A 14,186-nucleotide genomic window follows, 5' to 3' on the forward strand; every position below is an offset into this window, starting at 1 on the left:
AAAATCGTATGTTAGTTCTAAACGCTGTACGAAATAAGCTAATTCATCGCGTTTATGCCGTTGTGCGCCGGAACGAAAAATATGATAAAAATTATACGCCAATCCTTGTTTGAACCATAGAAATCGGTCCAGAACTGAATACAGTAGAGGTAATGAAATAGCTGCCAAACCTATGAGGTCTATGAGGCCTTGTAGGTTTGGTTAAAATCGGTAAGCCCTGATAAATAACTCATGAAAATTCGTTTTTCTGTACTGGCTAGTGCTCTCTGTTTGCTGATGACTATGCCTGCCGCTCTTGCCCAAAAGCAGGCAGACAAAAAAGAATGGGTTCCGCTTTTTAATGGCAAAGACCTGAGCGGTTGGGATATCAAGATTGCCGGTCAGCCACTCAACGATAACTATAAAAATACGTTCCGCGTGGAGAACGGCGTGCTACGTATCGCCTACGACCAGTATACTAACTTCGACGGCAAATACGGGCATCTTTATTACAACAAGCCTTATTCGTATTACATTCTTCGGTTTACGTATCGGTTTGTCGGTAACCAGACGCCCGGTGGAGCGGCCTGGAATGTGCGGAACAGTGGGATCATGATTCATTCGCAGTCGGCGAAGAGCTTGTCGATGGGCCAGGATTTTCCGGTATCGCTGGAGATTCAGCTGTTAGGCGGCTTGGGCAAAGGCCCCAGACATACCGGGAATCTATGCACACCCGGTACGCAGGTGTACATTAACGGTAAGCTCGACCAGGCGCATTGTATTGACTCTGACTCGAAGACATACGACGGCGATCAGTGGGTAACCGCCGAAGCAATCGTCTATGGCGATTCGGTTATCCATCACCTGATCGAAGGCGATACGGTGCTCACCTACCAGCGTCCGGAAGTAGGGGGCGGCTTTGTGAGTAAAGACTACGACTGGAAGTCTGCGCATATCGATAACGGGGAGTATTGGATGAGTCGGGCTAACACGCCACTGGGTGAAGGATACATTGCCCTTCAGGCCGAAAGCCATCCGATTGATTTCAAAAGCGTAGAGGTGCTTAACCTCAAAGGCTGTACCGACCCGAAAGCATTGAACTATAAATCGTATTACGTAAAATCGGACAATACACAATGTCGATATGGAAAGAAGTGAGCCGGTCACCCAGCAGCTAAAAGTAGCCGCGGGCCGGATAGGTTCCATTGATGTGGTCAGAGGGTTGGTTATGGTTATCATGGCGTTAGACCACGTTCGCGACCTGCTGCATATTTCCGCCCTAACGCAGGACCCAGCCAATCTGGCTACAACAACGCCCACTATTTTCCTGACCCGGTGGATCACGCATCTGTGTGCACCGACGTTTGTGTTTTTGTCCGGTACATCGGCTTACCTATCGCTGCGCCGACGTGGTGCTACAGGGCAAACTGTCCGGGCAAACCGATTTTTTCTGCTAAAGCGGGGCGTCGTGCTCCTTCTGCTGGAACTGACCATCGTTAACTTCGCCTTCTGGTTCGACATCCACTTCCGGACGATCATGTTGCAGGTCATTTTCACGATTGGGGGCGGGTTCATTGTCTTGTCGTTTTTGTCGAAGTTACCTGCCAGAACACTCGGTATCATAGGGCTAATTATCATCTTCGGTCACGATCTGTTGCTGCTCGTTCCACCGTTTGGTAATCAGACCGCCCGCTTCATCTGGACGCTGTTTTTTCGGATAGACCTTTTTACCTTCAGCCCGACGTTTACGGTTCTGGCCGCTTACCCACTGATTCCCTGGTTGGGTATCATGCTGGTTGGTTTTGTCGGTGGGCAATTGATGGAGCGGCCGATGGAGCAGCGTAAGCGTCTGCTGTTCGGGCTGGGCCTGGCTTCGCTGGCCTTGTTTCTAATACTTCGACTCGTCAATCTGTACGGCGATCAGGTGCCTTGGGCGGTACAAAAAAATTCGGTGTTTACCTTTATGTCGTTCATCAACGTGAGCAAATACCCCCCCTCGCTGCTCTATACCTTGTTGATGGTTGGGATTGCGCTACTTATTTTGTCAATTACCGATGGTGCCTATAACGCCCTTACCCGCGTGTTAACTGTATACGGCAAAGTACCGATGTTTTACTACATCCTACATTGGTATCTGGTGCACCTGAGTATGATTGCTATGAGTCTTCTTCAAGGGTATTCATTGGCCGATCTGCCGACGGGGGCGCTGAACTTTGGTCGGCCCGCCGGGGCCGGTGTGTCGCTTGGGGTGGTGTATCTGGTATGGCTGGCGCTGGTGATTATCCTCTATCCCCTTTGTAAGTGGTACGGCCGTTATAAGTCCGCTCATCCTGAAATAACGCTGCTGCGCTACGTGTAAATTGAGCTTACGTCTGCCAATCCGATCATTATGACAACACATAAGCTATTGAACCGTAGACAGTTGGTTGTTAGTTACGGAGTAGGACTTCTCATGCTTGCCCTCGCCCTAGCCTACTTTGTGGCGCCTGAATTAATCGAGCAGCTCTACGGCGTCGCGGTACCCGAGCAAGGCAAGTACAGTATGCACTACGCCGTCGGCGTCCGGGATCTGTTCTATGGGTTGCTGATTTTGACGCTTACCTTGTTAAAGCAGCAGCGTTCATTAAGTATTGCCATAGGACTTGGCATGGTGCTGCCGCTGGGAGACGCCACCATTGTGCTCTTCTACGAGAAGGCTGGTTTGTTAAGAGCACTGCCGCACCTGGGCGGTGTAGTTATGTTACTTGTGGTATTTCTTTATCTGAAGAAGTAAGCAGAGTATATTCTTTCAGGAGAGGTTAGCCTATGTTTCCGCGTCTTTGGCTCTGCTTAGACCATTGAATCATATAACTGATTTTATCAGGATACTCTACTGTATTGGTAGTTTTCATGTCGATAGGTACGGTGTACCAGAAAAAGTAAAATCAATTACAGACGTTACATGGAGACGATGGATGAGGTAATGGAGCACTGCCTCCAGGAGTTGTATGCCGCCGAAACGGAAGGCGTCAAGGCATTAACCAAATTAGCCAAGGAAGTAAGCGAACCTAAGCTGAAACAGGCTTTTGAACGACATGCCGAAGAGACCGAAAAGCAAGCCCAACGGATTGAAGAAGCTTGCGAACTGTTAGGTATTACCCCCAAAGGTAAACCCGCTGTTGGTTTGAAGGGCTTAATCGACGAAACAGAAACCCTGCTGAAAGAGGTTAAAAACGAGTCGTTGCGGGATGCTGTGATCATTGGGGCTGCTCAAAAAATGGAGCACTACGAGATTGCTGCTTATGGCACAGCCCGTTCGCTGGCTGAAGAGGCCGGTGAGGATAAAGTAGCCAAGCTACTGGAGAAAACACTCGAAGAAGAAAAGAACACCGACGAAAAGTTAACGAAGCTAGCCGAGCAACGGGTTAACAAAAAAGCGGTTCAAGAGTAGCCGCCTAAGTGATTGACAATACAGAGGCACTACGTTCACGGCGCATTTAACTGGCTTCGTGAACGTGGTGCCTCTGTGTTTACTGGATATTTAGCGAGTGAATCCCAGATCAACGACGACTGCCTTATGATCAGAGCCCGGGTGTTCGAGCGTTTGGAATGACTGGGTGTAAAAACCTGAGTTGACAAACGCATGGTCAATTGGGATCATCATAGGCGGAATGAAACGCGGCCATGTTGGCTGAGTTAGTACGCTCCGCGCCGACTTTAATGAAGCTTTTTGTTCGTTATCGTTAGTCTCAAAAATGTCTTTATAGATCGGCGAGAAAACGCTGATATTAAAATCACCAATCAACACAGTTGGAAGCGGGCTTTGGCGAGTCGCGTTTGCTACGTGGGCTAGTTGAGCATTGCGCTCACGGAACCAGGAGGGCAAAATGGGCGTACGCGGATGAACCGTAACCAGGGCAACGTCTTGGTCTTTAACGCGCGTCTTCAGCGAAACAACCCGCCATTTTCTAGCCAATCCCTGATCAACTTTAAATGGCGTCCGGCTACCAACCAGCACCCAGCAAGGGCCTTTCGACCAGCACGCAAACCAATGTGGAAACTCATTGTGTAATTCGGACGTCACTAGTCGAATGCTCTGGGGCGTCATTTCCTGCAATACGTACAAATTAGGGTGCTGTTGGCGAATGAGTGCTATCGTCGTATCGTACTCGTCGCGTGTGTAAAGTACGTTTGCGTGAAGAACCCGTATGTCACCGGGCGTTTTTGGTGGCTCACTAGTATACCTGGGTACCCAATTACGATCTTCAAAATAAATGACAACGGCTAGCAGCGAAATAGGAATTAACACCAGCCCTGATTGAGACCTTATAGAATCAATTCGTAGGCAAAAGCCTTGCAGGAGCAGCAGAACGTATGCCAGCCAGACGTACTGCACTTGAAAGTGGCTGAATAATTCGAAGAAGTAAAACCGGCCAAATACGCGACCTAAAAGCCAGCAAACGAAAAGCCCAATAGATAGCCAGTTTAGCCAGTGGCCAGTACGTCTGATAATCGGTTCAATCGTACGCCAGCGAGAACGTAACTTTTGCGGGGGAGGGGGGACCGTCATTTGCGTTGCGTGTTGCGCAGGCAAATTTACTCATCGCCGAAACAATTCGTCAACTGTTAATTGTAATTCGGGTAGGGCAGGGGCTGCGTTAAGAATGTCGGTGTCGGTACAGATCGTAACTGTTTTCGGTGAGGTGTATACGTACACTTCTTTAAAAAGGGGATAAAACCCACCACACCACCTGAACGCCTGCCTTAAAATACGCGTGTAGTTTTTTATACTCTTTGCCATATCGTCGCTTTCTGACGAAAATTCGATGGTGAATTTCGCTATCTCGTTTTCGCCAGCAGCCATTCCTTTAAGCTGATCAGCCGTGAAATACGATACATCGTGTCGACGCATCTGTTTTTCCGTAAGCCAAATGTCCATCTCCGCCCGCAAACGACTACCTTCTTTAAATGCATCAGTTTGAAAAAAATGATTCTCTAAATTAGTTAACAGGTAATCTTCATCTTGTCTCATAGAGGTGGTGGGTTCAAGAGTACCGTTGTTGTATTCATACACATAGTTGTCATCCGATTCCCAATGTAGAAAATCGGCTTTAGCCATGCGTTGCCCGGCATACTTGGGTATGCCATATCGATCGGTGAACAAGTCTGTGGTCGGTTCCATAAGGTAAAAGCTATCTTAACCAAAGATACAAAAAACGCCGGACGAAGCTGTCCGGCGGTGAAGCCCTTAATACCGGCTGGGGCGACCGATATTACACTATAATTTACGAATCTTGATGTTCCGGAACCAAACGGAGCTTCCCCAATCCTGCAATCCAATTCGGCCGGTAAATTCACCTTTACCAATGGGGGCCTTACTTAATTTACTAGCTGCAATTCGCTTTTTCCAATCAGCACTGTTTAGGTCGTGCTCCTGAATTGTAAACCCGTTCAGTGAGACGGTTAGCCTATGCTTTTTTAGCACAAAATGCACCTGATTCCACGAGCCAACTGGGTTTAATTCGCGAACCCGGGCATTGGCTACGCTGAAAAAATCGCCGGCCCGGTGTGTATTTTCGTTGGCTCCTTCATAAATGGCATCATCCAATACCTGAAGTTCCAGGCCTGTATCATAGATGTTTTTATACTGGGGCGCTTCCTGCACGAAGAAGAATATACCGCTGTTCGTAAACCGCTCAACTTTCCATTCCGCTTTAAATTCAAAATCGCCGGTAAAGGCCGCATTGGTCACTAAATCGCCACCGTTTACGGCTTTGTTACCTGCTCGTTGGGGAACATATAACTGCAATGCGCCCTGGTCGATACGCCAGGCTGCGCCCACACTTTTTCCACCATATGTATGCCAGCCTGATACGTCGCGGCCATTGAACAAAAGTGTCCAGCCTTCTTTCTTCTCTTGAGCTGATAAGGTGTTAATAGCCTGTGCCTGTAGGGTTAGATAGCTATAACTAATTGTCACCAGGGCTAAAAAGATACGTTTGAACATGATTTTCAAAGTGGGTTACGTACTCATAAAGACAGAACGGAGCGATTCGTTACTGCTTACCAAACCACTTAGCCATCAACAAAAACGCCGGGTTCATACGCCCGGCGTTTTGAAACCTGTAAGGTTTCTAAAACCTCATAGGTTTAGATCAAATCGCCCCAGCCTTAATTTCATCAACCACAGCTGGGTCGAGGAGCGTGGTTGTATCGCCCAGGTTTGACGTATCGCCTTCGGCTATCTTGCGCAGGATTCGGCGCATAATCTTACCCGAGCGGGTTTTGGGTAAACCCGTCACAAACTGGATCTTGTCAGGCTTGGCAATTGGCCCGATTACCCGACTGACCGTTGCCAGAATGTCGCGCTTGGTCAGTTCGGCATCGTGATCAGTCGGTTGCTGTTCTTCGGCGATGACGTACGCATAGATACCTTGCCCTTTAATGTCATGCGGGTACCCCACAACTGCGCTTTCAATGACGCCCGTATGCATGTTAATGGCGTTCTCGACTTCGGCTGTACCAATGCGGTGCCCCGATACGTTCAGAACGTCATCGACACGGCCAGTAATGCGATAATAGCCGTCTTCGTCGCGCAGACAACCATCGCCCGTAAAGTACAGGCCTGGATAGGTAGCAAAGTAAGTCTGACGGCAGCGTTCGTGGTCACCGTAAGTCGTGCGCAATATGCCCGGCCAGGGGAACTTCATGCAAAGATTACCGCTAACGCCGTTGCCTTCAATCTCTTTTCCGTTTTCATCGACCAGAATGGGTTGTATGCCCGGTAGCGGGAGTGTTGCAAAGGTTGGTTTGGTTTCGGTTATACCTGCCAATGGCGAGATCAGAATGCCACCCGTTTCGGTCTGCCACCACGTATCGACAATCGGGCAGCGGTTCTTGCCAATATGATCGTCGTACCAGTGCCAGGCTTCTTCGTTAATTGGCTCACCTACCGAACCCAGCACTTGCAAACTACTCAGATCATGGGTTTCGACCTTCTCCAGCCCAAAGCTCATCAGTGAACGAATGGCCGTTGGGGCCGTGTACAGAATATTGACTTTGTGTTTATCTGTGATGTCCCAGAAGCGTCCGGCATCGGGATATGTCGGCACACCTTCAAAAATCAGCGAAGTCGCTCCGCAGGCCAGCGGACCGTAGACAATGTAGCTATGACCTGTGATCCAGCCAATGTCGGCCGTGCAGAAATGGACCTGAGCGGACGCGCCCTCGGTCGTTTCATACTGGAATACATTCTGGAACGTGTAGGCTGCGTAGACCATATACCCCCCACAGGTATGGACGACCCCCTTGGGCTTGCCCGTCGAGCCGGAGGTATAAAGGATAAACAGCATGTCTTCGGCGTCCATTTCCTCAGCAGGACACTCTGCCGTTACCTGCTTCAATTCCTGCTCCATCCACACATCGCGACCTTTTAGCATGGCTACTGGTGTGCGCGTACGGGTCATAACGATCACCTTTTGCACACTAGGGCAACCAATAAGCGCATCATCGACAACGCCCTTCAAGGGAATCTCTTTGTTTCCCCGGTAAGCGCCGTCGGCCGTAATAACCACTTTGCATTGCGCATCATTGATACGGTCGGCAATCGACTGCGCTGAAAACCCACCAAATACGACCGAATGCACTGCCCCAATCCGGGCACAGGCCAGCACAGCGATGGCCAGTTCAGGCACCATCGGCATATAGACACAAACCCGGTCGCCTTTCACCACGCCGTTACGTTTCAAAACATTGGCCATGCGACAGACCTGGTCATGAAGCATTCGGTACGTCAGCGTTACACTGGCTTCTGCCGGGTCGTTGGGTTCCCAGATAATGGCGGGTTGGTCACCCCGGGTAGCCAGATGGCGGTCGAGGCAATTTTCGGTGATATTAAGTTTACCACCGATAAACCACTTTACATTCGGTTCGTCGAAATTCCACTGTAGTGTTTTGGTCCAGGGCTTACGCCATTGAAATTCCTGAGCAATCTCTGCCCAAAAGCTTTCAGGATCGTCAACGCTTTTCTGGTAAGCGGTTTGGTACTCGTCAAAGGTTCGGATACGCATAAGTAAAAGCGAAAGAGTGAATGAACGGTCCGCCGTAGCGGTGAAAGAGTGATCCAGAAGTGGAGCCATTCTCACATACGCGCTGTAAAATTATTCGCTCTTTCGCTCTTTTAGTCGTTCACTCTTTAAATTATATTCTCCGTCCAGTGCGTATTTGCCGAACAAAACGAGTCCGCCAACGATAATTGGTACCAGTACGCACAGAACGACCCAGCCAAACACCTGGTCTTCGAGCTTATCGCTACTAATTTTGGTTACGCTGTCCGTGATCCGATCGTAACCAACGTAAACGCCTAATAATATCCAGACTACACCGAGGTATTTTTTTAGTAATTCCATGAGTTAATGTCCGGGCCAATCTCCAGATTGGCCCGTTATATTCTAAACACGGCCAATCTGGAGATTGGCCCAGACAAATCAATCGTCGGCCCGGCTGTACGCCCGGTTATTCAGATACAATAACCCAATAACAAAGCAAACTCCAGCCACCAGAATAGGGTACCACAGCCCTTCCAGATACGGTTTGGCCACCGAACCCGGCGCTGTTTCATTGGCCTTGGTAGCTGTTGCAACAAGGGCCGTTGCAATAAATGGCGTCAGACCACCGAATACGCCATTGCCAATATGGTAAGGCAGCGACATAGATGTGTAGCGGATACGAGTCGGAAACAATTCGACCAGGAAAGCGGCAATAGGCCCGTAGACCATTGTTACGTATAAGACCTGCACAAAGATGAGCAGCATCATAATAATCAGGTCGTTCGTTGTCAGTAGAACGGCCTTCGATACCTCTGAAGGTAACTGTTTAGCGCTGCCAATGGCTTTAGTGCTCTTCTGAGTCTCTTTTAGCAGCGTACCATCTATATAAAAATGCGTAGTGGTCGTGGTTGTCAGCAGATCACCATTGGGCTGTTTGACAAGTTTACTGTCAATAGTTCGGGCATCGCCAAATTCCTGTTTCTGGCTTACATCTGCCAGACTATACATTTTGTCGTAAATGGGACGATACGTCAGCACACCGAGCAGCATGCCTGCCAGCATAATTGACTTGCGGCCGATTCGGTCCGAAAGTCCCCCGAAGATCACGAAAAATGGCGTAGCCGCCAGTAGAGCGACCGCTACGATTATGTTCGATTGGACAAACTCGATATTGCAGGCTTTCTGAATAAAGGAGAGCGCATAAAATTGCCCTGTGTACCAGATAACGCCCTGACCGGCTGTAGCGCCAAACAACGCCAACAAGACCATTTTTAGATTCTGTTTCTTGCCAAAACTCTCAGCCAGCGGATTCTTAGAGATCTTCCCTTCTGTCTTTAATTTAGAAAACAGGGGAGACTCTGCCATGCGCATACGAATGACAATGGAAACGGCAACCAGCAGAATTGAAAGCAGAAACGGAACCCGCCAACCCCACTCGGCAAACGTATCAACACCTAGCGCCTGACGAGTCAGCAGAATAACGCCCAGCGAAACAAACAGCCCTAAGGTTGCCGTCGTCTGAATAAAACTAGTGTAAAAGCCCCGTCGGCCCTCCGGAGCATACTCTGCAACATACGTAGCGGCTCCACCATATTCGCCACCCAGGGCCAACCCCTGCACCAAACGCAGCACAAGTACTAAAAGTGGTGCCCAAAAGCCAATGGTTGCGTAGCCAGGAATGAGGCCAATCGCAAAGGTTGAGCCGCCCATCAGCACCAACGTTACGAGGAAGGTGTATTTTCGCCCAACCAGATCGCCTAGCCGACCAAACACAAGCGCGCCAAACGGACGAACAATGAACCCAGCGGCAAACGTCGCCAGCGTTGATAAAAGCGCGGCAGTAGGATTATCTTTCGGGAAAAACTGCGACGATAAAATAGCAGCAAGGCTACCGAAGATGTAAAAATCATACCACTCAATGAGCGTACCGACCGAAGAAGCCGAAATGACACTGAAGAGCGTACGTTTGTCAACAGCCTGTTTGGCTCTTGCTTTATTAGCGAGCATAAGGAGAGGGTTTCAGGCGTAAAAGCGGCCGGATTGGGTTTTATACCTAAGCGTTTACTCTGTGTTTAAACGCTTAAGGCGACAGCCGCTCGATGATCCAGTTCCCGTCTTGTTTTCGGTACCGAATTCGGTCGTGCAAACGACTTGGCCGGCCTTGCCAAAACTCTATGGCGTCAGGCATAACCCGGAATCCACCCCAATGGGGCGGCCGTGGCACTGGCTTGTCGGCAAATTGTGATTCCAGTTCACGCTGGCGATTTTCCAGTACGTCTCGACTCGCAATCACCGAACTTTGGTTCGATACCCAGGCGCCTATCTGGCTTCCGCGGGGACGGCTATTGAAGTAAACGTCCGACTCGGCCTCACTCACTTTTTCAACGTGACCTTCAATCCTGATCTGGCGTTCGAGCTCGGGGTAAAAAAAAGTAAGGCTGGCAAACGGATGATTAATCAGTTGCTGACCTTTACTACTTTGATAATTTGTGTAAAAGACAAACCCTGCATCCGATGCGTCTTTTAACAGGACAATTCGTCCATCTGGTCGCCCATTGGCCGTTACTGTGCTGACATGCATAGCGTTAGGCTCGGGTACACCAGCGTCAAGGGCAGCCTCAAACCAATGGCGAAACTGAGCAATCGGGTCAGGTGAAACATCGGCCGTGTCCAAACCGTTTAGGGTGTATTCCTTACGTAAATCGCTGATCGTCGACGGCATTCTGCTGGGCTTGTTTAACGGCTTTTCAAGAACTGTACTACAAGAAAATCCGCATTTTGTCGTAATTTTGCAAAAGTAATCGGTACGTTCCCAACATGGCAAACGAAGAACAAGAAATTAACCAGCAGCCGGAGACCCCAACCCAGGCCGCCGACGCGCTGGCAGTCAATACGCCCGAAGACACCCAAACCCCTGTTGCGGCAACGCCAACGGAGGGTGCAGCGAAAGGTACGGATGCTACGCCCCAATCGGCGGACGTTCCTACTGTTGCTGCATCCACGGACGAGGCCCCAGCGGATGCTACCCCAACAGAGGTTGCCCCAGTGGATGCTGCTCCAGTAAACGTTGCTCAGCCAGATGGGTCGACCGAAGAAGCGCAGCCAGAAGCTGGTGTGTCCGAAGACACAAATACAACTGCATCCAATAATCTGACAGACGTACCGTCGACTGATGATGCGGCCGTGGTGCCGACGAGTGATTCAGCAACAGAGGAGGTCACTTCGCAAGATGGTCACCAAGCTGCCTTAGAGACCGTTGCCGAAACGGCTGCTCCCGTTGTCGACCCCCAAGCTTCTGATGAGGTAACAGCAGACCCCGTCGCTAGCCACGATATTCAGGCTCAATACGCCGACGTTCCTGAAGTGGAAGAGAGCGAAGAAGATGCTCCCGCTCAGCAGGCCGTCGATTATAGCCAGTTCTCGAAGCCGGATTTTGTCAATTTACTTGAGAGTCAACTAACGGCAACCAGCGGAGCCTCTGTTACGCCTGGTGATTTCAAAAAAGCTGACCAGATATTAAAAGAAGTGAAGCCGCTCTTCGACCAGATGAAGCGGGCCGAACGGGAAGCCGCTCTGCAGGCTTACATTGCCGACACAGGCTCCGAAGAAGGTTTTGAGTATAAGTACGACGAGCAGGTTCAGCGTTTCGATGAGCTGTATAAGCAGATCAAGAGCCAGAAGAATACGTACTTTCAGAATCTTGACAAAGCGAAAGACGGCAACTTTGCGGCTAAAACCGAACTTTTAACTCGTTTGCGTGAACTGGTTGAGAACGACGAAAACAACGCCGGTGACCCAAAAGCAAGCTGGAACGAGTTCAAAAAGATTCAGGACGATTGGAAAGCGGCCGGAAACATGAATTCCCCACATAACGCTACGCTGTGGGCGACTTATCATGCACTGGTTGATCGTTATTACAGTAACCGCAATATCTACTTTGAACTAAAGGAGCTTGATCGGAAACGTAATGCCAGCCTGAAAACGGAGGTAATCGAGAAGGTCGAAGCTATGGCTAAGGCATCGGAAGAAGCGCCGGTAACGCGCCAGACGATCGACGAAGCCAACGCCTTGTTTGAAGAATATAAGCACATTGGACCGGCCCCTAAGGCGGAGCAGGAAGTGTTGTGGGGCCGTATGAAAGCTGCTCTCGACGTACTGTATGATAAACGACGGGGGCAAACCAATGAGCAGCGTAAAGAGTCGGCTCAGCTGTATGAAGAAAAGTCGGCGATTTATGAAGAGTTAATACCGCTTACCTCGTTCACATCAAACAGTATCAACGACTGGAACGACAAAACAAAGGCGGTAATGGCCCTGCAGGATCGCTGGAACGCCATCAAAGGGCCAATGCCTCGTGAAGAAGGCAAAGAGTTGAGCAAGAAGTTCTGGGCCGCCCTGAAGACGTTCTTCCATAATAAAGGAGAGTTCTTCAAACAGCTGGAAACGAAGCGGGAAGAAAACCTTCGGGCTAAAACGGAACTTTGCGAGCAGGTTGAGGCCATCCTGGCATCGGGCGAAGAATCGCCCGAGATTACGCAGACGGTTATCGAACTGCAGCGCCAGTGGAAAAATATCGGTCAGGTTCCGGAGAAACAGAAGAACTCGATCTTCGACCGGTTCAAGGCGGCCTGTGACGCGTTCTTCAACAAGAAACGCTCGAAGAACCAGGAAACCGAACGCGAGTTTGAAAGCAACCTGGCTAAGAAGATCGCCCTTATCGAGCGCATCGAAGCGGCTGCTACCGAAAACGCTGATCTCTCCCAGTTGAATGACTTCAAGAAGGAGTGGAACAGCATCGGGTTCGTCCCTAAGAAAGACATGCAGTCTACCCAAAAGCGTTATATCAATGCTGTAAACGCATTGGTAGGCTCGACAGGGAAGATACCCGCGAAAGATAAGGAGCGTGTTATGTTGCAGAACGAAGCCGAAGTTACCCGGAGTGGTAGTGGTGGACGTGATCGTGACTACAACCGCGGTGACCGTGATGGTGGCAGCGGTGGCGGTAACAAACGGGAAAGCGATATTCGTCGTCGAATCACGACCATTGAGAACGATATCGCTACGTACCGCAACAACATCGAGTTCTTTGCCCGCTCGAAAAACGCAGATAAGCTTCGGGCTGACATTGACAAAAAGATTGCTGATGCTGAAAAGCAGCTAGATGACTTACGGCATCAGTTGCGCGTTGCTCAGGCATAGATTGAAACGTATCCGCCGATCAACTTTTTTAGGTGATCGGCGGATTTTTTATGCATTCGTCTTGCGCCGAATATCTCAATTCGCTACTTTTGCACCACAATTCGGAAACGAAACGTTAATTTCTGCCAGTGTCGGATAGCGGTCGATTCCGCCTGATTTGTAATCAGGATGCGCAAGCGCGTCGGGGGTTCGAATCCCTCCACTGGCTCAGGGAGTTAGCTCCCAACTTAATTTACCCCGGTAGTTATTTTCTTAGGAAGGTAACACCGGGGTAAAACATTTTTAGATAGTAGAGGTGTTTTTAGATAAGCTGGCTGAAAGGTAATCAAAATCTATTATTTGAAGCCAATGATGAAAAGTTGTCTGGACCTTTTCATTTGGTTATTCCTAGCTGGAATATATATCCGGCAGCTGTTAAATCACTTACTCTTCAGTATTACTAAAATCTTAATTAGAAAGCTTCCTTAAGGTTTTATCCCTTTGGCTATCAACTGCTGAGTATACTCGTTAGAGCTAACAGTTGTTTTCTGGGTAAACTCTAGCCCGTTCTGGATAAAGCTTCCTGAAGCGGTTGTTGTTTGTGTACCAGCTATCACTGTTTTTACCACCGGGTCAAAGGTAAAAGAACTACCCGACAAGGTAACCTCAGCGGATTCCGTGGGTAGCTTAAAGGTCAGACTGTTATTGTTTGTCCCTTTACTTACGGTTAACGAGGTAGTCCCCGTAATTACTTCCTTGGGTAACCGGGAGTACTCGGTTGTCTGGGTATAGGTAACCTGGTAGCGGCCCAGGTACTGCTCCCTGGGGTCAACATCTGCTGATTTAGAGCAGCTGGAATCCAAGATGGCTATAACGCAGGAAACAACTATTGGTAGGAGAAAACTCTTCTTCATAATAAACGGTGGTTAAAAGTTGCACATTAGGCGTATTAAAAAGCCCGACTAGATACTGCTAACCGGGCCTTATATTTTGTTTGCAGAA

General features: G+C 49.3%; 13 protein-coding genes, 1 tRNA gene and 1 pseudogene. 7 read left to right on the top strand and 8 right to left on the bottom strand.

All coding sequences use genetic code 11. The features are described from left to right. The 5 genes and pseudogenes from ACFSUS_RS29185 to ACFSUS_RS24300 all read left to right on the top strand — a co-directional run. Positions 1-113 (top strand): annotated as a pseudogene (locus ACFSUS_RS29185) (IS110 family transposase); the annotation flags it as partial. A gap of 118 nt (positions 114-231) precedes the next feature. Continuing rightward, a complete protein-coding gene (locus ACFSUS_RS24285; RefSeq protein WP_381526745.1) occupies positions 232-1,137 on the top strand; it encodes a 3-keto-disaccharide hydrolase in 906 nt (301 codons plus the stop codon). Beyond that, complete coding sequence (locus ACFSUS_RS24290; RefSeq protein ID WP_381526748.1) at positions 1,124-2,338, top strand: DUF1624 domain-containing protein; 1,215 nt, start codon at positions 1,124-1,126, stop codon at positions 2,336-2,338. The genes ACFSUS_RS24285 and ACFSUS_RS24290 overlap by 14 nt, the downstream gene beginning before the upstream one ends. A gap of 48 nt (positions 2,339-2,386) precedes the next feature. Next, positions 2,387-2,752 carry a DUF4267 domain-containing protein gene (locus tag ACFSUS_RS24295; RefSeq protein WP_381526750.1) on the top strand — a complete coding sequence of 122 codons (366 nt, stop codon included), beginning with the start codon at positions 2,387-2,389 and terminating at the stop codon, positions 2,750-2,752. Positions 2,753-2,920: 168 nt separating this feature from the next. Further along, on the top strand, positions 2,921-3,409 hold the full coding sequence (locus ACFSUS_RS24300; RefSeq protein ID WP_381526752.1) for a YciE/YciF ferroxidase family protein: 489 nt from the start codon (positions 2,921-2,923) through the stop codon (positions 3,407-3,409). 90 nt (positions 3,410-3,499) lie between these two features. Here ACFSUS_RS24300 and ACFSUS_RS24305 read toward each other — a convergent pair whose 3' ends face one another. The 7 genes from ACFSUS_RS24305 to pdxH all read right to left on the bottom strand — a co-directional run bounded on the left by ACFSUS_RS24305 (position 3,500) and on the right by pdxH (position 10,728). Next, complete coding sequence (locus ACFSUS_RS24305; RefSeq protein ID WP_381526754.1) at positions 3,500-4,528, bottom strand: endonuclease/exonuclease/phosphatase family protein; 1,029 nt, start codon at positions 4,526-4,528, stop codon at positions 3,500-3,502. 30 nt (positions 4,529-4,558) lie between these two features. After that, complete coding sequence (locus ACFSUS_RS24310; RefSeq protein WP_381526756.1) at positions 4,559-5,140, bottom strand: hypothetical protein; 582 nt, start codon at positions 5,138-5,140, stop codon at positions 4,559-4,561. Positions 5,141-5,236: 96 nt separating this feature from the next. Then, entirely contained in the window at positions 5,237-5,965 is a 729-nt protein-coding gene (locus ACFSUS_RS24315) for a 3-keto-disaccharide hydrolase (RefSeq protein ID WP_381526758.1), read from the bottom strand. Between the two features lie 148 nt (positions 5,966-6,113). Continuing rightward, positions 6,114-8,027: an acetate--CoA ligase gene (acs, locus tag ACFSUS_RS24320; protein WP_381526760.1), complete on the bottom strand. Its 1,914-nt coding sequence runs from the start codon at positions 8,025-8,027 to the stop codon at positions 6,114-6,116. Between the two features lie 90 nt (positions 8,028-8,117). Further along, positions 8,118-8,366: a DUF6814 family protein gene (locus ACFSUS_RS24325; protein ID WP_381526762.1), complete on the bottom strand. Its 249-nt coding sequence runs from the start codon at positions 8,364-8,366 to the stop codon at positions 8,118-8,120. 78 nt (positions 8,367-8,444) lie between these two features. Further along, positions 8,445-10,013 carry an MFS transporter gene (locus ACFSUS_RS24330; RefSeq protein ID WP_381526763.1) on the bottom strand — a complete coding sequence of 523 codons (1,569 nt, stop codon included), beginning with the start codon at positions 10,011-10,013 and terminating at the stop codon, positions 8,445-8,447. A gap of 73 nt (positions 10,014-10,086) precedes the next feature. Beyond that, the gene (pdxH, locus tag ACFSUS_RS24335) at positions 10,087-10,728 is read right to left on the bottom strand and encodes a pyridoxamine 5'-phosphate oxidase (protein ID WP_381526765.1); all 642 of its coding nucleotides are present in this window, start codon (positions 10,726-10,728) and stop codon (positions 10,087-10,089) included. Positions 10,729-10,823: 95 nt separating this feature from the next. On the opposite strand from pdxH, the gene ACFSUS_RS24340 reads away from it, so the two are divergent. Both ACFSUS_RS24340 and ACFSUS_RS24345 read left to right on the top strand, forming a co-directional pair. Further along, the gene (locus tag ACFSUS_RS24340; protein ID WP_381526767.1) at positions 10,824-13,205 is read left to right on the top strand and encodes a DUF349 domain-containing protein; all 2,382 of its coding nucleotides are present in this window, start codon (positions 10,824-10,826) and stop codon (positions 13,203-13,205) included. A gap of 124 nt (positions 13,206-13,329) precedes the next feature. Further along, positions 13,330-13,413 (top strand) — tRNA-Thr (locus ACFSUS_RS24345). A 256-nt stretch (positions 13,414-13,669) separates the two neighbouring features. Here ACFSUS_RS24345 and ACFSUS_RS24350 read toward each other — a convergent pair. Next, positions 13,670-14,098, bottom strand: a complete 429-nt coding sequence (locus ACFSUS_RS24350; RefSeq protein WP_381526768.1) for a hypothetical protein — start codon at positions 14,096-14,098, stop codon at positions 13,670-13,672. Positions 14,099-14,186: the final 88 nt, after the last annotated feature.

This window comes from Spirosoma soli (assembly GCF_042684525.1).
GTDB lineage: Bacteria > Bacteroidota > Bacteroidia > Cytophagales > Spirosomataceae > Spirosoma > Spirosoma soli.

What these genes read in the sequence shown, in the direction of transcription:
- ACFSUS_RS24285 (WP_381526745.1), top strand. Translation starts at nt 232, where the DNA reads ATGAAAATTCGTTTTTCTGTACTGGCTAGTGCTCTCTGTTTGCTGATG.
- ACFSUS_RS24290 (WP_381526748.1), top strand. Translation starts at nt 1,124, where the DNA reads ATGGAAAGAAGTGAGCCGGTCACCCAGCAGCTAAAAGTAGCCGCGGGC.
- ACFSUS_RS24300 (WP_381526752.1), top strand. Translation starts at nt 2,921, where the DNA reads ATGGAGACGATGGATGAGGTAATGGAGCACTGCCTCCAGGAGTTGTAT.
- ACFSUS_RS24305 (WP_381526754.1), bottom strand. Translation starts at nt 4,528, where the DNA reads ATGACGGTCCCCCCTCCCCCGCAAAAGTTACGTTCTCGCTGGCGTACG.
- ACFSUS_RS24310 (WP_381526756.1), bottom strand. Translation starts at nt 5,140, where the DNA reads ATGGAACCGACCACAGACTTGTTCACCGATCGATATGGCATACCCAAG.
- ACFSUS_RS24315 (WP_381526758.1), bottom strand. Translation starts at nt 5,965, where the DNA reads ATGTTCAAACGTATCTTTTTAGCCCTGGTGACAATTAGTTATAGCTAT.
- acs (WP_381526760.1), bottom strand. Translation starts at nt 8,027, where the DNA reads ATGCGTATCCGAACCTTTGACGAGTACCAAACCGCTTACCAGAAAAGC.
- ACFSUS_RS24325 (WP_381526762.1), bottom strand. Translation starts at nt 8,366, where the DNA reads ATGGAATTACTAAAAAAATACCTCGGTGTAGTCTGGATATTATTAGGC.
- ACFSUS_RS24330 (WP_381526763.1), bottom strand. Translation starts at nt 10,013, where the DNA reads ATGCTCGCTAATAAAGCAAGAGCCAAACAGGCTGTTGACAAACGTACG.
- pdxH (WP_381526765.1), bottom strand. Translation starts at nt 10,728, where the DNA reads ATGCCGTCGACGATCAGCGATTTACGTAAGGAATACACCCTAAACGGT.
- ACFSUS_RS24340 (WP_381526767.1), top strand. Translation starts at nt 10,824, where the DNA reads ATGGCAAACGAAGAACAAGAAATTAACCAGCAGCCGGAGACCCCAACC.
- ACFSUS_RS24350 (WP_381526768.1), bottom strand. Translation starts at nt 14,098, where the DNA reads ATGAAGAAGAGTTTTCTCCTACCAATAGTTGTTTCCTGCGTTATAGCC.